Raw genomic sequence first — 25,876 nt, 5'->3', positions numbered from 1 at the left:
TTCCCAGGGGCTAGGTCCGCCCAGTGGCCACGCCTCACCTCAAACGAGGCGTGGTGAGCCGTGGTGAAGCGTGGTGGCTGTAATTGACTGTTTTCACTCGCTATTTTTGTGTGATATCCATCACTTTCTACCGGCCTGACCCGTGTTGAGGTGTGGCGAAGCGTGGTGAGCCGTGGCGGCGGCCCGGTTCACCGGCCGGGCGCAACCGGCTGGCGGCCGGTTTTCCGGGACGCTGATTTCCTTAAATCGAATCAATTTGCGGAATCTTCAGGATGTTTGAAGACTGTCCATTCAATGGAGTGCGACGCCCCCTGTCCGCTGCCCATTATACCACGGAGGCCTGAACGGTCCGGTCGGCTTCCAACGGATGCAGCCGGGTATCCGTTTCAGGAGCGGTGGCTTCCGGCTGTGGCCGCCCGGCGGGTGTGAACCCCTCGACGGCGAGCACCTCCCCCGTGAAGGGATCGTGCCGGATGAGGACGTTCTCGCGCACGGCGAAGTAGTCCGGGGCGCGCCAGCCGAGCTCGCGGGCGGCGGCGTCGAGGATATCCTCGGTTGTGCAGAACACGACAGCGTGTATCTCCCCGATCCAGGCGGCGGCCAGTTTCGCCCGGTCGTCCCGCACGATGTCCACTACCCACCGGCCTGCTTCCTGCCTCGCGATGAAGCCGAGCGCGTAGTGGCCCTCCAGCACGCTGGCGACGGACTGGAACCGCTCCGGCATTTCGTGGACGGCCGCGCCGGTGTACTGGTGGAGGATCACCTCCGAGTCGCAGGAGCTGAACATCCGGGTCAGTTTCGCGTCGTTCTCGATGCGGCCGTTGTGGATCATTGCTGCCGTGGTTCCGAACGTGCGGCCGTCGGGCCCCTGGCGGTAAGGGCCAGTGCCGCAGACGAACGGGTGCGTGTTCCGGAGCGACCGGGCGCAGTTGGCCCGCCGTGCATGCACCAGAATGGCGGCGATATCGGATCCGGGGCCCTCTCCATCCCCGATATGCTCGTATACCGGGGCGGGAACGAGGGCGGGGCCATAACTGGCCGCGATTTTTTCCGCGAGCCGGACGGAAGCGGACCCGCCTCCGAACGCCTGCGCGGCCGGAAACCACCGCTCGGCGAACAGCCCCCCGCCACGCGAGAGCGCCGCGTAGCCGTAGCCATCGCTATCGGCCTGCGTCTGCACGCCATGGGCGGCGCGGACAAACTCCCACGCAGCCTGCGAATACCCCTGGGGAACATGCGGAATCATCAGCAGCTTGCACATGGCGCATCAGCCTCTCTCTCACATCACCAGACAACAGGGTCTCAGGCCGGCAGGTGAAGCCGGTAAACCTGGAACCGGCCATTACCCGCCGGGAGCGCATCCACATTTCCAAAACCGGCTTCGGCGGCATAGTCGCGGAGCATTGCCGGACGCAGCACCGATCCGGTTCCCGCCGAATGGACGCCGGTCATCGCCGACGGGAGGCCGTGAAACACGCTCTCGCCATAGCGGAACCAGTCGGGCGTCCCGTTCCACGGGGAGAAACGCTCCCCCACCCGGTAAGCCGCCACCAGCACCGCGCCATCCGGGCGGGCGAGCCGCCGCATGGCCATCAGCATGCCCACCGGATCGGCTGCCGCGTGAACGCTGTCGATGGCGATCACCAGATCGTATTCGCCATCGCCGCCGGCTTCGGCCGCGCCGACGGCATGAAACCGGACCCGGTGGTGCAGGTCTTCCACCCACGCCTCGGCGCGGGCCGCATCCACCGATGGCGCGTCCGGGTCGAAACCGTCCACATGGACCAGCGGGTATGCCCGCGCCAGGCCGATGCTGGACCAGCCGTAGCCGGAGCCGATGTCCGCGATGCGGGCCGCCGGGGCTTCTGTCAGCCGGGCCCGCAGGCCGGGGACGGCCGGAATCCACACCTGCGGGAGTTCGTTCAGATACACCAGCCGGTTCAGCCGGGCCTGTCCCTCGCGCAGGTCGCGCCCGTAATCGTCGGGCGAAACGCCGCCGCCGCTCCGGAACGCCGTGGCCAGCATCTGCACCGGCCGGACCATGCCGGCGAGCATCTGTGTTACCGGCGCGAAAAATTCGCGGCTGTCGGGGTCGGCCAGAACCTCCCGTGCGCCGTCCGCCAGCCGGTAACGGCGGCGGTGGGCAGGGGCTTTCTCGTCATCCACAATGAGGATTCCCGACATGGCCTGCTGCTCAAGCCACTCGCGTGCGTAGCGCTCCTGCGTGCTGGTGCGACCGGCCAGCTGCATCGACGTGAGCGGTCCGTCGGCCAATGACCGGTAGTAACCCAGCTGGTCGCCCAGATAGATGCTGAACATCTCCAGCGCACCGGCGGTGCCCTGGATCAGCCGCCCGGCGATCTCCTCGCTGGGCGACTGGATTTCCTCTTCGATGATCTGCGCTGCCTGCATGGTGTTGTTCCTGCTCCTTGCTCCCGGTATACTATACCAACCGGTTGGTATAGTCAGGATAGACGAGAATACTACCTTGTCAACACTATTTTTATGCTCTGCACATATTCAAAGTATATATTAGTAATAACAGGTAGTTATGAAAATACAAACTTTTGCTTTTGAAATATTTATGTGGTTGACATATACCAACTAGTTGGTATATTCATAGACAGGTTTGGAGATCACATGCTGGAAAAACCGGATACACGCGACCGCATCCTCGACGCCTCAACCACCCTTGTCCTTCAGAAGGGGTTTACCGCCATGTCGATCGACGATGTGCTGGCGGCGACCAGTCTCACCAAGGGCGGTTTCTTCTATCACTTCAAGAGCAAGCAGGATCTGGCCAAGGCCCTGATCCAGCGGTTTTCGGACGTGGAACTCCAGTTCATGATCCGCCTGTTCAGACGCGCCGAGGAACTCTCCGACGATCCCCTCCAGCAGATGCTCATCTACCTCAAGCTCCTCCAGGAGGAGTTCCGGCCCGGCGGCAGCGCGGCCACCGGCTGCCTGTTTGCGGCCTACTGCTACGAGGCCCAGCAGTTCGACGAAAGCGTCCTCATCGCCTGCTCGACCGGGGTCCAGGACCACCGGCGGTACGTCGCCGAGCGCATGGACAGAATCCTCGCACGCTACCAGCCCGCCTGCCCGGTGACGGGGGCCGAACTGTCGGACCAGCTCTTCTGCGTGATCCAGGGCGCGTTTGTTGTCGCCCGGTCAGTCGGCGACACCCAGGTGATCGTCCGCCAGATCGAACTGGCGCGGGAACTTCTCAAGCTGCTGTTCCGCCCCGCTTCCTGACCGGTAGCTCTACTGAACCGCCAGCTTCCCGTAGGACAGGATTGACCGGTAGACGATCGCCGCCGTCACCAGTGCCAGGGCAAAGCTGGCCATCGAAACCCGGCCCGCCAGACGATGCGCCGGTTTCACGTCCGGACTGGCGGCAACCCGCCGGGAGAGCACGTAGGCCCGGATGCCGCTCACAAGAAACGTGAAAACGAACGCCTCATGCACCCGGAGCACCACGACCGAAAGGTCCGGCCACGCGCCGAGATCCTCCCGGCCAAGGAAGGCGAGCTTTCCGGCATAGGAAACAACAAACAGCCCCACCAGGGCGGCCGATACCAGCATCAGTTTCCGGTGGAGTTCCACGTTCCGGCGGCGGACGCTAAGCACGCCGGCCGCCGCCACGATGAAGGCGGCTATCATGTTCAGAAACGCGAAAGTCCAGAAGCCGGTATGTGCGCTCATGCAGGACAGCTTAACCGGTCCGTCAACGAAAGGGCCGGGTACTGTCAGGCACCCATGTGGTACGGACGGAAGGGCGCTTCGCGTGTCTCCCGCACCTGGAGACGGTTGTCTATATACCGGCGGCCGATCCGGTCGGCGATCCGGCGGCCTCCGGGCATGAAACGGCGGGCGGTATCGGCGGCGAATACCGCCGGAAAGACGGCCGGAGCGAACCACAGCCACTGCCTGGCGGGATCCAGCTCCATCCGGTCAAAGAATTTCCGGCCGTTCGCCAGACGGTAGAAACCGTGCGAGGCATGAATGTCGATCCCGTCCAGTATCCGGCCGAGTGTGCCCTCATCCTCGCGGAGACGGGCGTTCATGGTGGACTGCGTGAGCGCCTTCGCCCTTGGATCGAAGGCGTTACGCGTGGTGAGAGTCATCAGCGTCCCGATCCGCCCCAGATCGGCAAACGACTTCGGGTTGAGATCGTCCACCACGCCGATCAGGTGCCCATGATAACGCCACAGGTGCATCACATCGGCATACTCGCCCGGCGTCATCACCGCGCCCAGGGCAGCCAGCAAGTAGCTGTGGGTCATGAACATGCCTATGTTCGCTCCAGCCATGTCGAGTTGGGGGATCGGCATGCCGAGGCTCGCGGTATCCCACTTGCCCATCTTGAGCAGGTGATACCGGACGAGCGAATGGAGCACCCGGACGCGAACCACCGTCCTGAAGCCGTCACCGGACCGCCTGAGTGCGCCCGGCTGCTGGATGCCGAGCCGCCAGCGGGAGGTTTCCTTGAGCCGTCTGGCGACGGTTTTCTCGCCGAGCGAACCGGTCATGTAGAGCGGCATGCCGGCATTGGCATTCACATAGGTCTGCGCGAAGGCGAGCCGGGCAAAGAGCCACGATAGGGGCGCATAACGCCGCATGGCGGCAGCCCCGCGCTCGACCCGTTCCCAGTCCACCCAGGCGGGCACACTGTCCAGTTCGGCGAACAGGAGCCGGAGGGCCTCCGGGGCATCTTCCACCTTCTCTATGCCGTGATCGAGGGCAGTGTCGAGCATGGCGCGGGCCTTCGGGTAGCCGAGTTTCGGATAGAGGGCGGCGAAATCATCCGCGAGGGGATCGCCCATGATGGCGAGTTCCCGCGCCCGCTCCCAGGCTTTCTCGGATGGCACACGCTGGCGAGGGACTTTCTCGCCCGACAGGATCCCCGTCAGCACCCGGTTCCACATGGCCCCATCGGGTGCCCACCGCCGCCGTTTTGTTCCGGCAGGCTCCGGCGGCAAGTCACGTACAAACAGCTTGCGGGGACGGTGACGCCCCGGCACGAGCGAGGGATCCAGCCGGAACGTCCCGTCGGGACGGAACAGGCTGGTGTTGTCGAGTGCAGGCATACCCATAAAGACAAGTATGTCCGAGCAATTGCTCAGTGTATACTCGGACCGGGGATTGCCATGCCAAAGCGCAGTAAAATCACTTTAAAACGCCGCAGAAAGCCTTCCATAGAAAGCGCGAGGAAAACCGTTGACGCAATTATTGAAGGAACTGCTCGTACTCTGGTGAAACGGGGCTATGCGGGAACCACCACCAACCACATCGCCCGCGAGGCGGGCGTCAGCATCGGTTCTCTCTATGAATACTTCGGGAACAAGGACGAGGTCATCGCTGCCCTGATCGACCGGTTCGCCGACCGGGGCTTCTCCCATGCCGTCCGGCAGGCCCAGCTCGCCATGCCGATGCCCCCGGCGGAGGCGGTCCGGTTCTGGCTGCACGGGATGGTCGAGTTCATCGCCGCCGACGCGCCGCTGGTGCGGACCCTCTACCAGCAGGTGCCCTTCGTCTGGGAACTTCCCCGTGTGCAGGGGATGGTGTCCCAGGTGGAACGGCTCGGCCTCCAGTTTGCCGACATGCAAGGGGTCCGCGGACCGGCGACCCGGATGCAGGACCGTTTCTACGTGATCGGCGTGGCCATCGGCGCCAGTATCATGCAGATCGCCACCGACCCTTCCACTACCGCACGGCGCAGGGATCTCACCGACGAGCTGGCCCTCATGCTGGTCCGGTACCTGAAGCTCGGCGGCGAGCGGGCGATTACTGGTGCTGCCAGACCTTGAAGGCGGATACAATCAGGATTGCCGCCAGTAACGGCAGGAGCACGGCGTCCGGGACAACCCCCAGCAACAGGCCGCCGATGCCGGCACCGGCGAAGGAACCTGCGGACATGGCGGCGACGAATCTGCCGTTATCTCCCAGCACTGAAAAACTGCCGTCGCGGCTGTAGCGTGTGAATCCGGCCAGCATGGTCGGCAGGCTCACGCACAGCGAAAGGCTGCCCGCCAGTTTCAGGTCGCAGCCGAACAGCATCACCAGGGTCGGAATCAGCAGTTCCCCTCCCGCGACCCCCATCAGCGAAGCGACCGCACCAATACCGAAACCGGCAGCGGCTCCCGCAACCACAAGCGCCGTTCCGTCCAGGGCAGGAATACCGTCGCCGCCGCCATGCCCGGCCAGCAGCGCTCCCGCTATCAGGACGAGCAGAACCGCCAGGACCCGGTAGAGCGTCCGGCTGCTCATCCGCACGGCCCAGGCCGCGCCCAGCCAGGCGCCGAGAAGGCTTCCAGCCAGCAGGTTGGCAACAATGGGCCAGTGGCCGGAGAGTTCGCCGACAGGCACCGCCTTCGTGCGGAACACCAGCGCCGAGGCGACCACCACCAGGCTCATGGCCTTGTTCAGGATCACTGCCGGTAGCGCGGCAAACCCGAAAAGCCCGATGAGCAGCGGGAGCCGGAACTCTGCCCCGCCGAGCCCGATCAGGCCGCCCAGAACGCCGATCACCATCCCTCCGGCGAATGCCAGGGGCAGGCGGAATCGTAAAACCGGTGCATTGTCAGCCGGGTCTTTATCCATATAGCGGTTCTGCATGGTCCGCAGGGGGCCGGGTTGCAAGAAGCGCGGAAGACAATACAGTTATTGACACTATTATCCTTCAGAAGTAATATTACGTGACAGAAATTAATTACCCATAATTGGTAATAATGATGAAACCCAACGCCAAACGCCTGATTCTCGACCTCTTGCTCGCCGCCGGTGACCTCCCGCTCACGGCCCGGCAGGCGGTAGCCGCCGGCGCACTGTTCGGAATCAGCGCAAACTCCATCCGCGTGACGCTCGCCCGGCTGTCGTCCGGCCGGTTCATCGAGCCGTCCGAACGGGGCAGCTACCGGCTGGGACCGGCCGCCCGGAAACTGGCTGGTGAGGTCGCCACCTGGCGGAAGGCCGAGTCGCGGCTCCGGCCCTGGAACGGATCGTGGATCGCCGTGAGCTGCGGTGCGCTGGGACGCAGCGACCGGCCAGCCCTGAAGCGCCGGGACCGGGCGCTCCAGATGCTCGGTCTGCGCGAACTGGACCGCCACCTCTATATCCGCCCGGATAACATCGAGAAGAACGCCGACGCCGTCCGCACGCGCCTGTACCACCTCGGCCTGGAGCCGAAAGCAGCGGTCTTTGTCATTTCGGATCTCGATGCCCGGCGCGAAGCCAGGGCCCGGGCCCTCTGGAACACGGCGAAACTGAATGCCGGTTACAGGAAGATGCGCCTCGAACTGGAAGCGTGGATGCAGAAAGCACCTGGACTGGAGCAGGCCGCCGCCGTGCGCGAATCGTTCCTGCTGGGCGGCGAGGCCATCCGGCAGGTCGTGTTTGATCCGCTACTGCCCGAGCCGCTCGCTGACCCGGTCCTCCGCCGGGCGTTTTTCGCCGCCGTCACGAGGTTCGACCGGACCGGGCATGAAATCTGGCGAAGCCTCATCCAGGGCGACGCCAGGGCCGCGTGACGTTCCATGAGCAAGATGAAGGAGAACCTGTCCATGTCCACCACTACCAGCACTCCGGTGCAATATGTGACGCCGGAGCAGCTCGCCGGGCTGAAGAAACTGAGCAATGTCCGCGGCCTTGCGTCTGTCGCGTTCACCTGGGGCTGTATCATCGGCGCGTGGGCGCTCTACATCTGGAAGCCCGGCGTCTGGACGTTCCTTGCCGGCTGGATGGTGGTGAGCGGACGGCACCTGGCCCTCTCCATCCTGATGCACGAGGGCGCACATGGCGCGATCCTCAGCAACCGCAAGTGGAACGACCGGATATCCCAGTGGCTGACCGCCTATCCCACGATGGCGGACACGGTCGTGTACCGCATGTACCACCTCCAGCACCACCGCTACACCTGGACGAAAAATGACCCCGATATCGGCCTCGCCAGACCCTTTCCGATCACGCCGAGGAGTTTCTTCCGGAAGATGGCCCGCGATCTCACCGGGCGGACCGCCTACCATCGCTACCGTTCGCTGCTCCGGCTGTCGGCCGGGCTCACCCCGGCGGGCAAGGGACGGGAAGGAAAATCGTGGGGTTTCATCCTGAAAAACCTGTGGCAACGGCAGAAGGGGTTTTTCATCACCAACTCGCTGATCCTCGCCGGACTCACGGCTGCCGGACGCCCCGAGGTGTTTTTCCTCCTCTGGTGGCTCCCGGCCCTGACTGGCTACAACGTGGTGCTCCGCATCCGCAACATCGCCGAGCATGCAATGATCCCAGACCCCAGTGACGAACTGAAGCAGACGCGCACGACACTGGCGCCGTTCTGGGTGCGGTTCTTCATGGCGCCGCACCATGTGAACTACCATCTGGAGCACCACCTCTATATCTACGTCCCGCACTACAACCTGCCGAAGATGCACCGGATGCTAAGGGAAAACGGTGTGCTGGAGCGGGCGGAAATCGCCCACAGCTACATCGATGTGCTCCGGAAGGCCGCCTCGGCCGAAACGAGCGAGTTCGACGGCAAGGCGAGGAACCTGAAGGCGGGGTTCTAGGGCACCGGAAAACGGGCGCAAGCCCCAGGATAACGGCCAATTTGCCAGGTCCAGCCCGCGCTGCCTAGCCTTGGGAGCCAGGGAGTACAGCCATGCCCAAAACAATTGCGATCACTACTCCCACGGGCAACGTCGGCAGGAAGCTGCCCGCCTACTACCGGGACGCGCAAAAACTGGGCCTCAACCTGGTAGTGCTGGCGCGCAAGCCGCAATCGGTGAGCCAGTGGGCCGAGGCTGGCGTTCGGGTCTGCACTGGCCGTCTCGAGGACCGGGATTTCCTGGTGGAAGCGACACGCGGCGTGGATGCCCTCTACTGGGCGACTCCGAACTCCTTTCCTCCGGACCTGACCATGCGCCGCGGCTACCGGATGTTCGCCGAATAAGCGGCCCATGCGATCAGGACCAACCGGATCGCCCACACCGTGCATCTCTCCGGCTTTGCGCATGTGGATGACGGCGGCGGGGAGCGTTCGCTGTTCGGAGCCCTCGCCGACACCGAAAAGATCCTTGGTCAGGCGGTTGAGGAACTGCAAAACAATTACCCGGATAAAACCTACGGCATTACCCACGTCCGCGCCGGCTTTTTCTTCGAGAACCTGCTCGGCCAGCTCGACGACATCCGTGACAAGGGACGGCTCTATCTGCCGGTCAACCAGAAACGGCGGATACCGATGGTGGCCAGCCACGACGTGGCGGACAAGGTGGCGGCCAGCCTGATCCAGGATCCTCCCAAAGGCCGGGTGATCCGCGGGGCCTGGGGGCCACGGGACATGTCTTTCGCTGATGTCGAGACATCACTGACCGAAGGGCTGGGACGCCGGATTCGCGTGATCCGGCTTCCACGCGCGGTGGTCCGTTTCCAGATGCTGAGAATTGGCCGTGATCCGCGGACAACCGACGCGCTCATGACCACCTTTAAAGCCATCACCAAAGGAAAAGTAACGGCCGATCCGCCACGGGATGCATCGTCAACGACCCCGATGTCGCTCACGCAGTGGGCCGCGCAAGTGCTCAAACCCCTGGTCGAGGGCCTCGACGGAGAAGTGTGCCCTGCCCGCATTCAGTACGAGGCACCAGAGTGACCCGCCCGGAATCTATGTGAGATAGGCCGGTTTCCGAAAGCCACGCCAGATCCGGCCCCTCGGAAAACCGGCAATGCAGCTCCGGCAACCCGCGTGGCGAGGGCCGTTCACCCCAGCGCGTGGCCGAACACGTAGACAGCCTGCAGCCAGCCGGCGATTCCGCCCAGTACGGCACCGACAAGGATCAGCTTCCACTCGTCCTGCTGGAAAGCCGGACGCAGCACACCTTCAAATGCCTCCGGTTCCAGGCCTCGGAGTTTTTCAGTCATTGAATCCGCGACATTCAGGGTTTTCTCCACGAAACTCCAGAGGATTCCGCCCTCCTGCGTCAGGCGAACCTCCATCTGCCGTTCGATGATGCTGCTGATCCTGCTGCGACCGGCCTGCTGGAGCATCACCCCACCGACCGGGTGCTTCCCATAGGTATCCATGGCCTCTCCGACCCGCCGCTGGAATATCCCCTGGATCGTCTCACGCCCCCTGCCGGATGAAAGCTGTCCAACGACATTGACCGGAGTGAGCATGGTCGCCGAAACGGTAGTGGAGAATCCGGCGGCTACTTCATTCTGCCGCTTGTGGAAGAGGCCGTGGAACTCGAACGGACCGAACTTTTGGGGTGTTTTCGGCTCGAAGATCATCTTCATGGCAAGCCAGTTGGTGACATATCCCACCAGCACGCCGGCCAGCGGCAGCGTCCACCATTTCGGGAAGATCACCCAAACGGCCATCTGCAGCAGGCCGAACAGGAAGCCGAAATACAGGCCGGAAATCCTGATGAACCGGAACTCCCTGCTTCCGGCCGTGAGAAAAAGCCTGTTCAGGATCGAGCGGTCCTTCAGGATCGCCTGTTCAATGGCGGCGGCGATGTCGATCACCTCGTGCGCCTCGTCCTTCAGATCGTCCAGCGCGGCCGCCGCCAGCTTTTCCACCTCCGCACGAACAGTATTCCGCACCTGCGTGCGCGCCTTTTCGTCCAGGCCATTCCACAACGGCGCTGCGAAATCCTGCACAGCGGTATCCAGAATGGAATCGGCCAGTTCCCAAAGCCCAGGGCGGACCGAAGGGATCATCGTTTCGGCGTCCAGCGAGGCCAGCAGTTCTTTCACGTTCACCAGACGGGTGGCAATCAGGATGGCGATGTAACGCCCCATCCGGTGCGCGGCATTCGGTATGATCCCCTGCCAGCCCAGATACGGACGGATGCCCACGAACTCGACCGGATGGAAGAGCATCTGCACCGCCACCACGTTGGTTCCCCATCCGACGACACCCGCAATCACGGGGATCAGAAGGATCTGCCAGCTTGAGATCAGGGTATCTGCGAGGGAACTGATAGGGCCACACTCCGCCTGACGGCCTCCGCGAATAGCGGAGGCCGTCCCGTGATGACCGGATCACCAGCCAAACCGGGCGGGCGGAAGTAACCGATAGCAGGCGGATGGGCAATCAGCGGACTTGAATCCCCCCGCTTGTTACGCCGCGTCCTTCGCCTGGGGCTCCGGCCGCGTCAGTTCCGACGGCTGGCGTTCCCACCCGTTGTTGGGCTTGAGACGGGCAGTATCGAACAACCGGGATACGTGGCCGGCGATATCTTCAGCCAGTACCGAAGCGGGTGATGCCTGGAACCCGCCCTGGATGCGGGTCACGGGTTGCGCCTTCTCCGCCGGCTGGTCCATCCGGTGTTCCAGCCTGAGCAGCGCCGGCTGCTGGAAGATACCCAGCCTGAGCGCGATCCAGGTCCAGACGGCGAGGACGGGCGACAGGAGCGAGAACACCGCCTCGGTCCAGGTCAGTCCACCGTTAAAGCGGACGATATCCACGAAAAGCTGCCGGGCTTCCCGCCGCGACTGCCGGGTCGGTCCGAACAGCATGGGCGGCGTCAGCGCCGGCAGCGCATCGCGGGTCGACTGGGTGAGCTTGCGGGCCCGGTCCTTCAGTATCGGGTTCGGCGAATCCTTCAGGTTCCTGGAACCCTCATGCCAGACGCGGAGGAGACGCACGATGGACGGCCCCAGCCGGGCGAAATCCTGCCGGAACAGGTCCTTCTGCAGGGCCTCAAGCTCGGCTGCGGTGAAGTTCGGGTGCTGGAAATGCATGGAAAAGCCGTCCCACCGCCGGAGGTCGGGGTTTTCCTGGTAGTTCGGCAGGTAGCGCCCTTCGGCCATGACCTGCTGGTGAAACGGTGTGCCGGGGAAGGCGAAATAGATCAGCACCTGGTAAAGCGACGGTTTCAGCTTCATCAGGTAGTCGAACTCCTTCAGTATCTGCTCGCGGGTCTGGTAGGGAAAACCGATGATCATGGACGCGAGGATATTAATGCCCCGGCTGTTCAGCGAGGCGTAGAGATCGTCAAGCGACTTGCCCTGGAGTTTTCCGTAGCCGGAATTCACTCCTTCAAACGCTGTCCAGATGGTTTCGAATCCCATCTCGGCAATCTCGTCGGCGGAGAACTGGGAAAGTCCCTTGACGCTGCCGAATCCCATGAGCGGAAACGACCGGCCGTGCTGGCGCACCAGCGAGAGGAACTCCTGGGCGCGGGGCTTGTGAAGAAAGAAATCCTCGTCGATCAGGATATAGCCGCTGATCTGGTCACCGTGTTCCCGCGCGAGATCGTCCATGCGGACCAGCGCGTCGAATATCTCCCGCCCCGTCCGGGCAAAGGGGACGTATTTGCGCTTGAAGAAATGCGACGTGCAGCAGAAGTCGCAGCCGTTCGGACAACCAAGCCCGGCGGTGACGTGGGCCACCAGTGCAGGCTGCTGGTAGGAGTACATCCGCACGGTGGGAATGGGCGCGTAGGGATGGACGACCGGCCGGTCCAGCGGCTCATCCAGCAGCTTCCGCAGGAATCCAATTCCCTCCTCGCGGCAGATGTGGTCTGCGAACGGTGACAGCAGGCTGTCCGGGAGCACTGTCCCGTAGCCGCCGAAAATGATCCGGGCACCGGGCGCATGCCTGCGGACCAGTTCCGACATTTTTCGAGCCTTGTGGAAGGTGGCCACGACGAAATTGATCCCCACATGGCTGTAACGGCCCGATTTCAGCTCGCGGACAAATTCACGCTCCGAGGGGTAGTGCAGAACCGTACAGGGGGTCTCGATGTTCCCGGCGAGATAGTCGATCGCCCAGCAGCGGATCACCTGCCGCAGGCTGAATATCCCCTGCGCCCGGGTGACCTGTGCATGGAAAAGCTCGGCTCCGACGGAATCGCCTTCACCGGGTCCGCCGAACGGGCGGATGACTGACGTGAGAAGTAACCTGTTTTTCATTTGTGCCTCCACTGGCTGACTGTTTCCTGTTTCCCCTAAATGCCCGGAGTCTCTTTCCAACAGTTCACCGGTAGACACAAGTGGAAACCGCCGCGCGAAGACGATCATACAAACAAATTACAGTTTCCCGGTTCCGGTGAGCCGGAGGGCACCGTCATCATGGATACAAAAGGTCGCCGTACCTGACGGGTATCATACCGGCCCTGCCGGAATCGAAACGATACTGGGATTAGCCCGCTCAGGAGGGCGTACAAATCCATGATCAACATAACCAAGCTGCTCTATGACATTGATACGCCGGGTGACTCCATCCGGTATGGAACCAGGGCTGGTGAGGCATCCGATGACGGCCGGGCACCGCGCTCCGCTGCCGGCCGGAAACCGGTGGTTGTCTGGAACCTGACCCGGACCTGCAACCTCCGGTGCGTCCACTGCTATTCAAGCTCCGAGGCCCGGCGGTACCCGGGCGAACTGGATACCGGACAGGCCAAGGCGCTCATCGACGATCTGGCGGATTTCGGCATCCCCGCCCTGCTCCTCTCCGGCGGCGAGCCCCTGACCCGCTACGACTTCTGGGAGATCGTCCCCTATGCCCGAAGCAAAGGGCTGCGCCTGACACTCTCCACGAACGGCACACTCATCGACCTGGAAACCGCCCAGCGGCTCAAGGACTCGGGGTTTACCTACGTGGGTATTTCCCTGGACGGAATTGGGGCGGTGAACGACCATTTCCGCGGGAAGGAGGGGGCATTCGAGGCCGCCGCCAGCGGCATACGGAACTGCCTCAAGGTCGGCCAGCGGGTCGGACTGCGGCTCACTCTGACCCGGCACAACGTGGCCCAGCTGGACGGCATATTCGACTTCATTCGCGCCGAAGGGATTCAACGTGCCTGTTTCTATCATCTGGTCTACTCCGGGCGTGGTGACGGGATGCGCTCCGACGATCTCACCCATGCCGAGACGCGGCAGGCAATCGACCGGTTGGTCGAAAAGGCCGACGAACTGCACCGGGCCGGCACGATGATCGATCTTCTGACCGTCGATAACCATGTTGACGGCGTCTACCTCCTGCAGAAAATACAGCAGCGGGATCCGGAACGGGCCGCCCAGATCGCCGAGCGGCTCACCTGGAACGGGGGCGGCCGCTACTCGTCGGGGGTCGGCATCGCCGACATCGACTTTCTGGGCAATGTCCACGCCGACCAGTTCTGGATGGACCACACCTTCGGGAACGTGAAGGAGCGGAAGTTCAGCAGCATCTGGACCGACCTCAGTGACCCTCTGCTCGCGGGGCTCCGTGACCAGCCGGGACGGATCGGGGGGAAATGCTCGGTCTGCAAGTGGTATCCAATGTGTGGTGCCGGCCTGCGGGTGCGGGCGCAGCGGGTCTATGGAACACCGTGGGCTCCGGACCCCGCCTGTTACCTCACGCTTGAGGAGTGCGGGATTTCAACCGGCCAGATGTCCTCCCTGCGGGATGCGGGCAACTGGCGCGAGCCACCGGCGCATCTGTGCACCATGTGATAGAATAAAATCACAACTAGCGCTGCCCGGCGGTGGCAGGCTTGAGACAGCATGATGAGAAAAATTGCACTGTCGTTGCTGATAGTCTGGCCCGTCGTCTGCGGGGCACAGCAGCCCGCCGTCCTGGACAAGAAGAAGCTCGAAATGGCCCTCGCCAGGGTGGAGGCGGCGCTGAAAGGCCAGGAAGTCCACGGTGATGTCGCTTTCCTGCTCGGCCAGGTCGAGAAGTGGTCAGGACACCGCGTGGATATCCGGCTTCCCGGCTACGTCGAGGCAAAAAAAGACATCTACCCGGTATCGCTGGAGTATTACCTCTGGACCATACGGCACGAAGCCATCGCATTGCCCCAGTCACCGCAACCCCGCGCATCCAGTCACGGGACCTCCGCATCTGCAGGAATTCCCGCCAAGGCAGCTCGCGACAACATGCGCTGGAGCCAGGATTTTGACCGTGCGTATCACCAGATGGGCAAAAGGGTCATGCAGATCATGTCCGATGCCATTACTTGTGAGCCTTTGGGAAAGGACGGGAAACCCCGGAAAGGGCGGAATCTGGTCGGATTGCCGGATCAGGGCTACGTGCTGACGCACCAGGCAATCGGCCTGCTGATCGCCCGTTTCCGGAAATGCTTTTCGACGGATTCCGACATGGAACTGGGAGCCTATACCCGGCGTATCCATGACGAGTTTATCGTGAACCTCGACATTCTCTCCGACCTGCAGGCCGAGCGGGCGCTGACGCTGATCCTGACCGGACAGAAGCACCTCATCCCCGCGGAGTTCGCAAACCGCCTGGCCAGATCCCAGCGCCCGGATGGCACCTGGGCATTCGATGAGCCGGTCATTACTCAGAGGCTTATGCTGCCGGAACATACCACGGGGCTCGTGTTCGCCGTTCTGGCTGCATTTGCGGGTGATATCTAACTATTACGCCTGACCCATCCGGGGAGGGTCCAGTGGCTCAGGACTATGGCTGGAACTGGATTGCCAGCCCCACCGCAGCCACGACCAGCCCCGCCGTCTGCGCGATGCCCAGCTTCGGAAATGATACCTTGCGGCCGAACCGGGAAAGTGTGGCGATGACGACAAGCCCTTCTCCCACTCCCGGCAGCAGCGAATAGATAGGCAGCCAGCCCAGAAAGCAGAAGACACCCACCAGACCGATCAGCCCGGTGTGAACCAGCAGGCTTATGTTGCGGAATCTCGCCCGCCGGTCCTCGTCATGGGCTCCAAGCGCTTCGATCCAGAGGCGGACATGCACCGTGGCGGCCACCTGGACAAGTGTATAGACGAGTGCCGCCTGTGCGATCGGAAGGGGTATCAGTTTGTACCCGGCCGAGCCGGAAACCAGCATCCCGAAGCCGAGAACAAAGGCCGCCACCGACTCAAACTGAACGGAGCGCCGTTCCTTCGGCGGCGACATCAGGAAATGGATGGCCAGCGAACCCAGCCCCATGCCGCAGGCAACCATGAGCCCGGCCGGGACACCTGACAGCACAAATCCCGCCAGTGCGATCAGCACCGCAAGCACGACAGGAGCCGTCACATAGGGACGCCGCGACGGATGGACTATCCAAGTCTTGACCCCCGTGCTGGAGAGCACGAGCAGTACCCACGAAAGCCCGGCCATGGCTGCCGAAGCCGCGTGCTCCCAGTTGAGCGCAACCCCCGCCGCCGCAGGCAGGATCGCCATCACATAGAACCCATGCTCGCGTGGGAACAGTTCATGTGCCTTCAAACGCATACGGGGCCTCCACAGCCCCAGTCTGGCACCGGCCGGAACCGGGCAATATGACCGATTTCATACTCTCAAAAGGGCTCCGCCCGGGCCCTCAGGAGGCCCAGGCGGAGCGGCAAGAGAGGCGGGGCTGCCCGCCCGCCACACTTATCAGTAGACGTCGTTCTTCGTGTTATACACGTTGAACTTGCCGGTCGGGGTGATCAGCCAGTCACCCTTGATGCTCTTCTTCAGGGTCATGGTCTTGTCGTCATAGACCAGGATCTCGCCTTCCTTGTCCCACACCGACACCCACACCTCGTCACCGGCCTTGTTGTATTCGAAGTGGACGATACGGCCCCGGTCAGTCGCCCGGAAGCACTTTTCAATTGCCGCCGTCTTCTTGCTGAGAACGCAGATCGTCTGCGCCTTTTCGGCGTCGGAGTTCAGAGGCGCGTCTGTCCACACCCAGGGGGACTTGTCATGGGTCTTGATGAACAGCCCGCCGGCGCGGCCCTTCAGCTCGATGTCACGGACAACCTTCCAGGCGTTCTTCTTGTACTTGCGGCTCTCCGGATCGGTTCCGATGAGGCTCATCCGCCCCTCGCCGATATGGGTTGTTGCCCAGACCGGCCCGTATTCCGGGTCCACCCAGTTGGCACCGCGCCCGGGATGCGGCTTGTTGCCCGTCACGATGTTGGTGACGAACTTCTTTTCCTTGACATCGATAACCGACACGGTGTTCCGCATGTTGGCGGCCACCAGGAAGTAACGTTTCGTGGCGTCCCATCCGCCGTCATGGAGGAAGCGTTCCGCCTCAATGTTGGTGATCTTGAGATTCGTCAGGTCGGAGTAGTCCACCAGCGCGACATATCCTGATTCCTTCAGGCTCACGACCCAGAGCGGGTCATAGTGGGAGGCGATGATGGACGCCACGCGGACTTCCGGCAGGTATTCGTTCGTATCGTATGTGTAGCCTGATGTCCGGACCAGCTTCTTCGGCTCCAGCGTGAGTCCGTCGACAATGGCGTAGTGTGGCGGCCAGTAACAGCCGACAATCGCCAAGGTGTCGGAGAAGTTCAGCTCGGGCTTCTTCCCCTTGAACTTGCTGGAATCGACTGACCGGGCATCGATGCACGGCTTCACCTCCGCCACCAGCGATGGCTCGGTGGTCCAGAGGTCAATCAGCGAGATACGTCCGTCACGGCCAACGACGTAGAAGTACCGGCCGGACATGCTGCTCCGGAGGATATGCACGGCGTATCCGGTCTTGATCGTGCTGATCATTTCCTTGGTATCGCCGTCAATGATCGCCACCTTGCCCTCGTCCCGGAGGATGATTCCGAAGTAGTTCTCCCAGTTGCGCTTGTGGGTGGGCTTGCCGGGACGCTGATCGACCGGAACGTAGGTCTTCCAGCTTTCCTTGATCTGAGCCAGCGACATCTCCGGCGGCTGCGGAGGCTCCTGCTGGATATACCGGGCAACCATGTCGATTTCCTTCTCGGTCAGGATGCCGTCCTCGCCCCACGCCGGCATTCCGCCGGGCATGCCGTACTGGAGGATGTCCCGCAGCCGGCTGGTGCCCATCTTGATCGTCTTCGCAGGAAGGATTTCAGGTCCGGTGGCACCGGTCCGCAACGTGCCATGGCAGCCCGCGCACCGGTCGAAATAGATGGACTTGGCAGCCTCGAACTCCTCCGGCGTGATTGTTGGCGCCACCTGGACTACCGGTGTGCCGGGAGCCGGTTTCTGCGCGACCGCCGTGAGGCCGAAGTAGGCCGAAACGGACAGGGCCAGAGTGAGTACCCATTTGAGAGGCTGATATCCCGACGCAATTCGTTTATTCATGGCGCTTACCCCTAATCATGCTCCCGGTTACCGGAAGTCCTTTCCTTGTGCTTACGCTAACTGCTTGCCCGGTTTCGGCTTATGAGACTGGTCATATATCCGTCAGGTAAATCCCGCCGGGTTCATTTTGCAGCGGGGCTGAAGCGGTTCGACAGGTAATACTGGAGCGCGTCGATCTCCGCTTCCGTAAGCATCGCGCCATAGCCGGGGGGCATGAGTCCTGCCTCGTATCCGGGCGTAATAATGGCGTCCGGATCGAGGATGGATTCACGAACGTAGGTCGGGTCTGCCACGCCTGCGAGTTTGTCCAGATTCGGTCCGCTTTTCCCGCCCTCTCCCTCGCGGATATGGCATTCCATGCAGCCCTTTTCCCTGAACGTGCGGCGCCCAAGTTCGGCGAGCAGGCTGTCACTGGGGCCCGGTTCCGCCACTGGCGGCCTGACCCTGGGGGCGGGTGCGCAGCTGTATACGGTGAAAACGGCGGCGGCCACCAGCAGGAAATACGGCCGGTCCATCGTGCGCTCAGAATCCGATCTGGAAAGCGCGCCAGGGGCCGAAGATTCCCGACGGAGAGGGGATTTCATATTCACCGGTAATCTGGCGCGTGCGCGTATCAATCACAATGAACCGGTTGTCCTGGTTGGCACTGACATACATTTCGTCGCCCCGCGGGCTGAATGCCAGATGGAAAATCTTTCTTCCCGCCTCTATCTGGCCACGCACGGCTCCGGTCTCGACATCGATGATCTCGATAAACCGGTCGTCCTCGGAGCCCGAGAACGTCACCCAGATCTCCCGCCCGGCTGGCGACATCGCCGCATAGACCGGATTTCCCCGCAGCGGGATCGATTTCCGGTACTGCCAGGTCTTGCGGTCCAGCACGGCAAGCCGCTTTTCACCGACCACCGGAATGTAGGCCTCGTCCCCGGATGCGGCCCACATCGCCATGTGCGGCATCTTGATGGGGCGGCTTCGCTCCACCTCGCTCGCCATGTCACGGATGGTGATCTCCCGTGGCTCGGCATCCGGGTACCAGAGGTCCATCAGTGTCAGCTTGTCGCTTTCGAAATGTCCCGCGACATAGAACCGTCCCTCGGAAGTCTGGAACGCATCAAAAGGGTTGGGAGCCGGCGTCTTCCATTTTTTCTCGACCGGGAAATCCGGCCGCGAGGCATCAATCATCCATATCTCGTTGCCGTCCATGAGGCCGCACACGAACCGGTTTCCGTCCGTATCGCCTAGACCGGTCACGCGGGACCGGACTTCCTGCCCGTCCACCACGGTCAGGGCGGGAATCCGGGCCACGACCTCCATCGTGTCGGCCGCCACGATGGTGATGCCGCCGGGCTTGTACTCGGCGACTGCGACAAAGCGGCCGTCCTGCGATATCGCCAGCCCGATCGAGTTGTCCGACGTCTGGATCTGCACGTCAGCCTCAAGGGTGTTCAGGTCAATTCGGGACAAAAGGCCGTTACGGGTCGCCACGTAGCCCCACCGGAGATCACGGGAAAAGACCATCGTCGCATGGCGCATGTTGCCAAGACCCGACACTTTTACCGGAAGTATCTTGCGGTTCACGCTGTCATACACCGAGAGGCTTTCGGTCTCGCGCTGGACGATGAACAGGCGGCCGCCCACGCCGCTTCCGCTGGCGACTGGAGCACAGGCAGAGATGGCGATCGTCAGCAGAAGGACAATCAGGCAGTTGCTTCGCACACGGTCTCCCTGCGGATCTCGGCATCGGTCAGGTAGCACGACGGGTCGGGACTCCAGAGCCCGCCGCCGGAGGCCAGCGCCCGCTCCCGGTGGGAACCCCGGCAGGCGGCCTTGAAGGCGCACTCCCGGCACTTTCCCTCCAGGCGCTCGACCCGCGACCTGAGCTCGCCGACAAGCGGGTGCCGGAGGATTTCGGCTATCGGTGTGTGCCGGACATTCCCGAGCCGGGCGTCGGTCCAGAACTGGTCCGGGTGGACATTCCCCCGGTTGTCGATGTTGATGACCTTCTCGCCGGCCGAGTTGCCGCCGCGGGCTTCCAGCCGTTTCAGCACCCGCCGGGCGGCCAGCTCGCCGTACCGCTTCAGCACATAGAAATACAGGAACGGCCCGTCCACGTCATTTCCGCCAGTCACGACCCGCGTGACCGCACCTTCATCGAGCAGCCGGTCGGCACGGGTGAACAGTTCCTCGACGAGAGCACGGTTTTCCGTAACCGACAGGTCATAGGAATGATCGTCCCTTGCACGGCCCGAGTAAACGAGGTGGGAAACGTAGAACCGCTGTATCCGGCGGCGAACCACCTCATCCAGCAGTTCATGGATCTGCCCGCTGTTCTGGCGGGAAACCGTCATCCGTATACCCACCTTCATCCCGGCCGCCAGGCTGGCATCGGCGCCCCGGAATGCGCGCTCGTAACCCTGTTCCATGCCCCGGTAGCGGTCATTGAACTCCTGCGTGCCGTCAATGCTGATTCCCACGTACTCGACTCCGGCCGCGGCCAGATCGCGGGCGACTTCGTGGGTAATCATGACGCCGTTGGAGGAAAGCTGCGGGCGGTGGCCTATCTTTTTCGCATAACGGATGAGCGGGAGGATATCCCGCCGCAGCATCGGCTCCCCGCCCGAGAAAATAACCGCCATCGCATCGATGGTCCTGAGATCATCCAGCAGATGGCAGCCTTCCTCAAAGCCCAGATCCTGGTCATCCGGTCGGGTGATGGCCGCCGCATAACAGTGCGGACAATGCATGTTGCAGTGCTTGCAGACATTCCAGACGACCACCGGCCCCAGCCCCGTCACATAGCGCCCCTGGCCGGCACCTCCGGGCGGAACGATCTTCGGAGGGGTTCCCCGCGCCAGTTCAAGAAGTTCGCTGACCATCAGCATGAGATAAAAGCTACCTGCCCAAACGTGGACATATTATGACGTTACTCATGCAAACGCCATTTCCGCAGCAGCTTCAGGCAGTGCAGGTTAATGTGACATAAATCTTGGCCAGGCGCTCCGGCAGGGTTCCGGGATCATCATGAACCGCCCAGTCCCGGCCGAACATGGCAGGCAGGTGATTGCGGGCCTCATCGCCCAGAGCGAGACAGAATGGCCGGACACCGTTCCGGCGGGCTTCACGGACAGCCTGCCGGACATCGGCAACGGCATAAGCGCCGTCGTATCCGTCGTCGTCCTGGGGTCTCCCGTCCGAAAAGACCAGCAGCAGCCGCTGCGCGGTTCGCTGGGGCCTGATCTGGGCAGCCGCATGCCGGATCGCAGCACCGATCCGGGTAAACCGCCCCGGGCCGACAGCTCCAAACCGCTCGACGAGTTCGGGACTCCACGGCTCGCCAAACGATTTCAGCCGCCCCACGCGCACGTTGTCCCTCCCCTGCCCCGAAAACCCGTATATCGAAAACGGATCTCCGAGCTTGCCCAGCGCACTGGCAAACATCGCCGCGCTTTCCTGGCCGAGCTCAAAAGCCCTGCACCGGCCCACCCACCGTTCGGTCGATGCGCTCCAGTCGATCAGCAGGGCAACGGAAACCGAGCGTTCGCGCAGCACCTTCCGTTCATAGATACGGTCGTCCGGGGTGCGTCCGGCAATGAGATCGCAGCGCGAACGGACATAGGCATCGAGATCGACGTCATCCCCGTAGGGCTCGCGGGTCAGCTTCCGGGGCAGCGGCATGAGCGAAAGCAGGATCCGCTCGATTTCCCGCTGGGTGGCCCGGTGGGCAGCCATCCGCTCAGCCCAACCGGATGAAGGTGCATCCACTCCGGCTGCTGATTCCGTCACGGCACAATACTTCTGGCGGTATGACGTTGTGCTGGCATCCCACTCGTCGTAGAGGAACACCTTGCCCGAAAGGCTTCCGCCCGCTTCAGGGCGACTATTGCCCGCTGCCACGGTCTTGCCTGCCGACGTTGAGTCCGGATCGGCCATGGGGGACAGGGGCGCATCGCCCGCCTCGGATGGGTGCGCCTCATTCTCCTCATCCTTCCGGAGGGTAGTCCCGTATGCCCGGGTGCCGAACTCGAACTGGGAACCAATGTTCAGGTTGAGTCCCTGCTTCTGCGATTTCGGATCTACCCGCTTGCCCCGCCTGAAAAGGGAAGCGGGTTCCTTGCCGTCACCGGTATCTCCAGATGGAGGGGGCGGCGCTTCGGCGGGCACCGCCGGCCGGTCTTCCACCGGCACGATCATCAGCTCGAGGGCCGGATAGAGCCGCCGTTCCTTGTTTTCGAAACGCATCAGCCGCTCCCGCAAGCTGAATATGCCCGGAAGTTCTTCCTGCAGATAATGGTCAATCCGGCGGTTGCGCAGGTCATCCGGGGGAAGCCGGCCCGTCTCGTTCCAGGCGTGAACCACCGCGAGCTGGAACCGGTGCCATTCGAGCCGCTGATCTTCCGGGATGTCGCGGGATTCCCGTACCGGGAGGCCGGCCATCTGAACCGGCCCGTCGCCGGACAGAACCGAAACGGCATTCCCCTGGACCAGCATGACATGGGGGCCCAGCAGCGCCCTCGCCAGAACGGTCAGCCGCTGGAGGATGTCATGGTCGCGGTTTTCCGCCTCGTCGATAACCCGGGCGGCTTCCTTGATCTCGGAAAGTTCCCGGTAATAGAGCAGGAAGCCGACGAACGCGAAGGCGAACAGGCCGATAAATGCCCATGCGCCATAGTCCATGAGGCCTAGGACTCCTGTTCAGGGAACGACATGCCCGCAAGGGTACGGATCGAATCGATGAGCTGGGGTTCCTCGGTCAGCGGCACGCCAAGGGCCGCAATGGCCGCTTCCACCGGGGCAACGCCTGCCTTGATCAGGTTCGCTGCATGGATAATGGCCCGCGTGCCGGGGATCTCCTCCAGCCCCTGTTCCCGCAGGGGCCGGATCTTCCGGGCAAGCCGGACCAGGCGGTGAGATGACTGGGGATCGATACCCGTCTCATGGCAGACGATCTTCTCTTCCAGTTCCGGCTCCGGCCAGGTGAGATCGATTCCGACGAACCGCTGACGTGTTGACGGCTTGAGGGCCTTCAGCGGGCTCTGGTAGCCGGGGTTGAAGCTCATCACCAGCATGAACGAAGGCGGCGCGTGGAGTGTCTCGCCGGTCCGTTCGATGAACAGGGTCCGGCGGTCATCGGTCAGGGGGTGAATCACGACGACCGTGTCCTTGCGTGCCTCGATGACCTCATCGAGGTAGCAGATGGCGCCTTCGCGGACGGCCCGGGTCAGCGGGCCATCAACCCATTTCGTCTCGCCACCCTGAATCAGGTGGCGCCCGACCAGGTCGGCCGCCGTCAGGTCGTCGTGGCACGGGACCGTCACCACGGGAACGCCCAGACGGACAGCCATGTGCTGCACGAACCGGGTTTTCCCGCACCCGGTCGGCCCCTTCAGCATCACTGGCGCCTTGCGGCTGTATGCCGCCTGAAAGACCTCCACCTCCCTACCCGTCGGGATGTAATAGGGAAGTCCTTCTCCGGTTTTCACCTGCGAAACCGTGCCGGGCTGCTTGACCATGGAACTCCTCAACTTACTTCACCCGCGCATCCTGAGAAGCGGCGGGAGACGTCTTCAACCACCGGCCGCTGTGGCGACTTTTGCCGATGCGGCCTCTTCGGCCGACACCTTCTGTGGCGCGAAGAAATCATAGATGAACAGGAGCGCTCCGGCGGTGAAGCAGAGTCCGAACACCAGCCAGAGCTGGTAGGAAAGCTGCATCGTGCCGTGCTCCTGCACGGTAATGTACGGGATGCCGTTCACCCGCTCGTAGACCGTCTGGACGATGCCGGCGACCATGACGGCCGTGGACAGGCCGATCATCGAAAGCACCATGATCCAGAAGGACGCGACGCTGCGCGACTGTTTCCACTCTTCTGCCTCGATCTTGTTGAGGATCGGCAGCATGTAGGTGAAGAACGCAAGGTTTATCATCGCGTAGGCACCGAAGAATGCGTAGTGTCCGTGCGAGGCCGTCACATGCGTGCCATGCGTGTAGGAATTGATCCCCGGCAGCGTCTGGGCGAAACCGAGCATGATCCCCACGAATGCCATGATCGTGCAACCGATGGTCCAGATCATCGCCGCACCGTTGGGGTGATCGCGCCTGGATTTCTGCTTCGCGTAGACGGCGTAGATGATCATTGCCACGAACGCGAGCGGTTCCAGCGCGCTGAAGAACGCCCCGACGAACAGCCAGTAGTTCGGCGTGCCGATCCAGTAGTAGTGGTGCCCGATGCCCAGGATTCCCGTGAAGAAGGTCAGCGAGACGACCACGTAGAGCCACTTCTCCATCACCTCGCGGTCCACGCCGGTCATCTTGATCAGCATGAACGCAAGCATCGCGCCCATGATCAGTTCCCATACGCCTTCCACCCAGAGATGGATCGTCCACCACCAGTAGAACGACTGAAGCGCCTCGTTGCGGAAGAACATGTTGCCGGGGAAATAGAGCAGCGCCATCAGCACCAGTCCCAGAAGCAGCACCATTTCCACCGTCGTGCGGCGCTGGCCCTTCCAGACAGTCATGATGGCGTTGTAAAGGAACGCCAGGACCACAATGACTACGGCGACATCGAGATAGAGGGGTAGCTCCAGGAACTCGCGTCCCTGCCAGTGGTGGAAGAAGATATAGCCCACCAGTCCCGCCACGCCGCCGCCCACGAACGCCGCCAGCGTGATCATGGCCAGCTTGGGCGAGTACAGCTCCCGCTGGGATTCCTCGGAAACGATATGATACGTCGCGCCAAAGAAGCCGATCAGCAGCCAGACCACCAGCAGGTTGATGTGGCAGGTGCGGACGACGTGAAACTCCAGCAGCGTGCCGGACAGGGCATCCCCGTTCACGTAGTGAATTACCGACAGCAGCCCGAACACCAGCTGCAGGGCAAACAGAAGCAGCGCGATCCCGAAGTGCCATCTGACGACTTTGTTGGTTTCCGGATACATGGGTTTCCCTTTCCTTAATCTCGATAATCTGGAACGCTGTTCTCAGTTACCCGTCATTGCCCGCCAAAGAGGTCATCTTCTGATCCCGGCGGCGGTTCCTCCACCTTGGGCGGAGTCGCCAGCGTGATCTTGGTGCGGGGCCCCTTCGGATGGCCTCCGATAATGCCGCCGCCCTTCTCGTTGATATAATCAAGATATCTGATGATCAGTTCGGTGTCTTCGTCGGAGACACTGAAGTCCGGCATCTTGGTTTCCGGATAGTCGGCTGCCGGAACCTGTATCTCCTGCTTGATCCATTCCCTGGGAAGCCGGCTCGACACATAGGTCAGGTCGGGACCGACCGGCGTCCGGCTCCGGCGGCCGTTGGCTCCGTGACATTCCCTGCAGCCGAGTGTCTCGAACAGGTGCTCGCCTTTGGCTTCATCGGTTCCCGGCGGAATCGGAACACCGCGCGGCCAGCTTCCTTCCGGCGGCCAGTTGTTCCGGTTGATGCCGTTGAGGAACTTCAGGAACTCGATCATGTCGGCGACTTCCTCATCGGTCATCTTGAGGTGCGGCATCTTGCGCCGTCCGACCGCATTTTCCGGCGGGCCCCAGTAGGCGGTCTGCGGATCCTTGAGCATGTGCTCGATCCAGCCCGCACCCATCCGCTCGTAAGCGACGGTGAGATCCGGTGCGTAGTAGGCGCCTTCGCCGAGCCGGCCGTGGCAGTTCACGCAGTTGTATTTCTCCCAGACCTCCTTGCCGCGGACTGACGCTTCCGTGAGATTTTCCGCCTCGCGTGTCCGCTCGGCGGCGACCCGGTGGAAGTCGATTGTCATCGCCAGCAACGCCACGGCGCAGCCGATACTTCCCAGAACAAAAATATTTCGCGATGCAGTGCGGGACAGCGCCATATTCCCAACCTCCAGCAGCCGCGGAACACATCGGGATCGTG

General features: G+C 62.5%; 24 protein-coding genes. 8 read left to right on the top strand and 16 right to left on the bottom strand.

What is annotated here, in order from left to right; genetic code table 11:
• Window positions 1–325 precede the first annotated feature (325 nt).
• Both KIT79_14875 and KIT79_14870 read right to left on the bottom strand, forming a co-directional pair.
• Window positions 326–1,261: a hypothetical protein gene (locus KIT79_14875; GenBank protein MCW5830588.1), complete on the bottom strand. Its 936-nt coding sequence runs from the start codon at window positions 1,259–1,261 to the stop codon at window positions 326–328.
• Window positions 1,262–1,302: 41 nt separating this feature from the next.
• Window positions 1,303–2,412 (bottom strand): class I SAM-dependent methyltransferase, encoded by a 1,110-nt coding sequence (locus KIT79_14870; protein MCW5830587.1) that lies wholly within the window; start codon window positions 2,410–2,412, stop codon window positions 1,303–1,305.
• 228 nt (window positions 2,413–2,640) lie between these two features.
• On the opposite strand from KIT79_14870, the gene KIT79_14865 reads away from it, so the two are divergent.
• A complete protein-coding gene (locus KIT79_14865) occupies window positions 2,641–3,255 on the top strand; it encodes a TetR/AcrR family transcriptional regulator (protein MCW5830586.1) in 615 nt (204 codons plus the stop codon).
• Window positions 3,256–3,264: 9 nt separating this feature from the next.
• Here KIT79_14865 and KIT79_14860 read toward each other — a convergent pair whose 3' ends face one another.
• On the bottom strand, window positions 3,265–3,705 hold the full coding sequence (locus KIT79_14860) for a DUF420 domain-containing protein (GenBank protein ID MCW5830585.1): 441 nt from the start codon (window positions 3,703–3,705) through the stop codon (window positions 3,265–3,267).
• 44 nt (window positions 3,706–3,749) lie between these two features.
• Window positions 3,750–5,096, bottom strand: a complete 1,347-nt coding sequence (locus KIT79_14855; protein ID MCW5830584.1) for a DUF2236 domain-containing protein — start codon at window positions 5,094–5,096, stop codon at window positions 3,750–3,752.
• A gap of 159 nt (window positions 5,097–5,255) precedes the next feature.
• Between KIT79_14855 and KIT79_14850 the strand changes: the two genes are divergently transcribed.
• A complete protein-coding gene (locus tag KIT79_14850; protein MCW5830583.1) occupies window positions 5,256–5,810 on the top strand; it encodes a TetR/AcrR family transcriptional regulator in 555 nt (184 codons plus the stop codon).
• Here KIT79_14850 and KIT79_14845 read toward each other — a convergent pair.
• A complete protein-coding gene (locus KIT79_14845) occupies window positions 5,788–6,603 on the bottom strand; it encodes a sulfite exporter TauE/SafE family protein (protein ID MCW5830582.1) in 816 nt (271 codons plus the stop codon). The two genes, KIT79_14850 and KIT79_14845, sit on opposite strands and share 23 nt — an antisense overlap.
• A gap of 131 nt (window positions 6,604–6,734) precedes the next feature.
• Here KIT79_14845 and KIT79_14840 point away from each other — a divergent pair, with 131 nt between their 5' ends.
• The 4 genes from KIT79_14840 (at window position 6,735) to KIT79_14825 (ending at window position 9,643) form a co-directional block, all read left to right on the top strand.
• A complete protein-coding gene (locus KIT79_14840; protein MCW5830581.1) occupies window positions 6,735–7,529 on the top strand; it encodes a PaaX family transcriptional regulator in 795 nt (264 codons plus the stop codon).
• A 6-nt stretch (window positions 7,530–7,535) separates the two neighbouring features.
• Window positions 7,536–8,561, top strand: a complete 1,026-nt coding sequence (locus tag KIT79_14835; protein ID MCW5830580.1) for a fatty acid desaturase family protein — start codon at window positions 7,536–7,538, stop codon at window positions 8,559–8,561.
• A 92-nt stretch (window positions 8,562–8,653) separates the two neighbouring features.
• Window positions 8,654–8,944: an NAD(P)H-binding protein gene (locus tag KIT79_14830; GenBank protein MCW5830579.1), complete on the top strand. Its 291-nt coding sequence runs from the start codon at window positions 8,654–8,656 to the stop codon at window positions 8,942–8,944.
• Between the two features lie 39 nt (window positions 8,945–8,983).
• Complete coding sequence (locus KIT79_14825; GenBank protein ID MCW5830578.1) at window positions 8,984–9,643, top strand: hypothetical protein; 660 nt, start codon at window positions 8,984–8,986, stop codon at window positions 9,641–9,643.
• 107 nt (window positions 9,644–9,750) lie between these two features.
• Here KIT79_14825 and KIT79_14820 read toward each other — a convergent pair whose 3' ends face one another.
• Window positions 9,751–10,923 carry a DUF445 family protein gene (locus tag KIT79_14820; GenBank protein MCW5830577.1) on the bottom strand — a complete coding sequence of 391 codons (1,173 nt, stop codon included), beginning with the start codon at window positions 10,921–10,923 and terminating at the stop codon, window positions 9,751–9,753.
• Between the two features lie 192 nt (window positions 10,924–11,115).
• Window positions 11,116–12,912, bottom strand: coding sequence for a hypothetical protein (locus KIT79_14815; protein ID MCW5830576.1), 1,797 nt, complete (start codon window positions 12,910–12,912; stop codon window positions 11,116–11,118).
• Window positions 12,913–13,170: 258 nt separating this feature from the next.
• Between KIT79_14815 and KIT79_14810 the strand changes: the two genes are divergently transcribed.
• Window positions 13,171–14,436 (top strand): radical SAM protein, encoded by a 1,266-nt coding sequence (locus tag KIT79_14810; GenBank protein ID MCW5830575.1) that lies wholly within the window; start codon window positions 13,171–13,173, stop codon window positions 14,434–14,436.
• A gap of 51 nt (window positions 14,437–14,487) precedes the next feature.
• Window positions 14,488–15,360: a hypothetical protein gene (locus KIT79_14805; GenBank protein ID MCW5830574.1), complete on the top strand. Its 873-nt coding sequence runs from the start codon at window positions 14,488–14,490 to the stop codon at window positions 15,358–15,360.
• Between the two features lie 43 nt (window positions 15,361–15,403).
• Here the strand turns inward: KIT79_14805 and KIT79_14800 are convergent, their stop codons facing one another.
• The 9 genes from KIT79_14800 to KIT79_14760 form a co-directional block, all read right to left on the bottom strand.
• Window positions 15,404–16,180 (bottom strand): YwiC-like family protein, encoded by a 777-nt coding sequence (locus KIT79_14800; GenBank protein MCW5830573.1) that lies wholly within the window; start codon window positions 16,178–16,180, stop codon window positions 15,404–15,406.
• Between the two features lie 144 nt (window positions 16,181–16,324).
• A complete protein-coding gene (locus KIT79_14795; protein MCW5830572.1) occupies window positions 16,325–18,001 on the bottom strand; it encodes a c-type cytochrome in 1,677 nt (558 codons plus the stop codon).
• Window positions 18,002–18,123: 122 nt separating this feature from the next.
• Window positions 18,124–18,516, bottom strand: a complete 393-nt coding sequence (locus KIT79_14790; GenBank protein ID MCW5830571.1) for a cytochrome c — start codon at window positions 18,514–18,516, stop codon at window positions 18,124–18,126.
• 7 nt (window positions 18,517–18,523) lie between these two features.
• The gene (locus KIT79_14785) at window positions 18,524–19,717 is read right to left on the bottom strand and encodes a protein nirF (protein ID MCW5830570.1); all 1,194 of its coding nucleotides are present in this window, start codon (window positions 19,715–19,717) and stop codon (window positions 18,524–18,526) included.
• The gene (locus KIT79_14780; GenBank protein ID MCW5830569.1) at window positions 19,699–20,883 is read right to left on the bottom strand and encodes a radical SAM protein; all 1,185 of its coding nucleotides are present in this window, start codon (window positions 20,881–20,883) and stop codon (window positions 19,699–19,701) included. The genes KIT79_14785 and KIT79_14780 overlap by 19 nt, the downstream gene beginning before the upstream one ends.
• 73 nt (window positions 20,884–20,956) lie before the next feature.
• Window positions 20,957–22,675 (bottom strand): VWA domain-containing protein, encoded by a 1,719-nt coding sequence (locus KIT79_14775; GenBank protein ID MCW5830568.1) that lies wholly within the window; start codon window positions 22,673–22,675, stop codon window positions 20,957–20,959.
• A 5-nt stretch (window positions 22,676–22,680) separates the two neighbouring features.
• A complete protein-coding gene (locus tag KIT79_14770; protein MCW5830567.1) occupies window positions 22,681–23,511 on the bottom strand; it encodes a CbbQ/NirQ/NorQ/GpvN family protein in 831 nt (276 codons plus the stop codon).
• Between the two features lie 54 nt (window positions 23,512–23,565).
• Entirely contained in the window at window positions 23,566–24,939 is a 1,374-nt protein-coding gene (locus KIT79_14765; GenBank protein MCW5830566.1) for a cbb3-type cytochrome c oxidase subunit I, read from the bottom strand.
• A gap of 53 nt (window positions 24,940–24,992) precedes the next feature.
• Entirely contained in the window at window positions 24,993–25,835 is an 843-nt protein-coding gene (locus KIT79_14760) for a c-type cytochrome (GenBank protein ID MCW5830565.1), read from the bottom strand.
• Window positions 25,836–25,876: the final 41 nt, after the last annotated feature.

The organism is Deltaproteobacteria bacterium (assembly GCA_026129095.1).
Lineage (GTDB): Bacteria > JAGRBM01 > JAGRBM01 > JAGRBM01 > JAHCIT01 > JAHCIT01.
The sequence above is the reverse complement of the archived record's forward strand: the minus strand, read 5'-3'. Positions and strand labels throughout refer to the sequence as shown.

Bases quoted from the DNA above. Each gene is read 5' to 3' on its own strand.
- KIT79_14875 (MCW5830588.1), bottom strand. From the start codon at position 1,261: ATGTGCAAGCTGCTGATGATTCCGCATGTTCCCCAGGGGTATTCGCAG.
- KIT79_14870 (MCW5830587.1), bottom strand. From the start codon at position 2,412: ATGCAGGCAGCGCAGATCATCGAAGAGGAAATCCAGTCGCCCAGCGAG.
- KIT79_14865 (MCW5830586.1), top strand. From the start codon at position 2,641: ATGCTGGAAAAACCGGATACACGCGACCGCATCCTCGACGCCTCAACC.
- KIT79_14860 (MCW5830585.1), bottom strand. From the start codon at position 3,705: ATGAGCGCACATACCGGCTTCTGGACTTTCGCGTTTCTGAACATGATA.
- KIT79_14855 (MCW5830584.1), bottom strand. From the start codon at position 5,096: ATGGGTATGCCTGCACTCGACAACACCAGCCTGTTCCGTCCCGACGGG.
- KIT79_14845 (MCW5830582.1), bottom strand. From the start codon at position 6,603: ATGGATAAAGACCCGGCTGACAATGCACCGGTTTTACGATTCCGCCTG.
- KIT79_14840 (MCW5830581.1), top strand. From the start codon at position 6,735: ATGAAACCCAACGCCAAACGCCTGATTCTCGACCTCTTGCTCGCCGCC.
- KIT79_14835 (MCW5830580.1), top strand. From the start codon at position 7,536: ATGAGCAAGATGAAGGAGAACCTGTCCATGTCCACCACTACCAGCACT.
- KIT79_14830 (MCW5830579.1), top strand. From the start codon at position 8,654: ATGCCCAAAACAATTGCGATCACTACTCCCACGGGCAACGTCGGCAGG.
- KIT79_14815 (MCW5830576.1), bottom strand. From the start codon at position 12,912: ATGAAAAACAGGTTACTTCTCACGTCAGTCATCCGCCCGTTCGGCGGA.
- KIT79_14810 (MCW5830575.1), top strand. From the start codon at position 13,171: ATGATCAACATAACCAAGCTGCTCTATGACATTGATACGCCGGGTGAC.
- KIT79_14805 (MCW5830574.1), top strand. From the start codon at position 14,488: ATGATGAGAAAAATTGCACTGTCGTTGCTGATAGTCTGGCCCGTCGTC.
- KIT79_14800 (MCW5830573.1), bottom strand. From the start codon at position 16,180: ATGCGTTTGAAGGCACATGAACTGTTCCCACGCGAGCATGGGTTCTAT.
- KIT79_14795 (MCW5830572.1), bottom strand. From the start codon at position 18,001: ATGAATAAACGAATTGCGTCGGGATATCAGCCTCTCAAATGGGTACTC.
- KIT79_14790 (MCW5830571.1), bottom strand. From the start codon at position 18,516: ATGGACCGGCCGTATTTCCTGCTGGTGGCCGCCGCCGTTTTCACCGTA.
- KIT79_14780 (MCW5830569.1), bottom strand. From the start codon at position 20,883: ATGCTGATGGTCAGCGAACTTCTTGAACTGGCGCGGGGAACCCCTCCG.
- KIT79_14775 (MCW5830568.1), bottom strand. From the start codon at position 22,675: ATGGACTATGGCGCATGGGCATTTATCGGCCTGTTCGCCTTCGCGTTC.
- KIT79_14770 (MCW5830567.1), bottom strand. From the start codon at position 23,511: ATGGTCAAGCAGCCCGGCACGGTTTCGCAGGTGAAAACCGGAGAAGGA.
- KIT79_14765 (MCW5830566.1), bottom strand. From the start codon at position 24,939: ATGTATCCGGAAACCAACAAAGTCGTCAGATGGCACTTCGGGATCGCG.
- KIT79_14760 (MCW5830565.1), bottom strand. From the start codon at position 25,835: ATGGCGCTGTCCCGCACTGCATCGCGAAATATTTTTGTTCTGGGAAGT.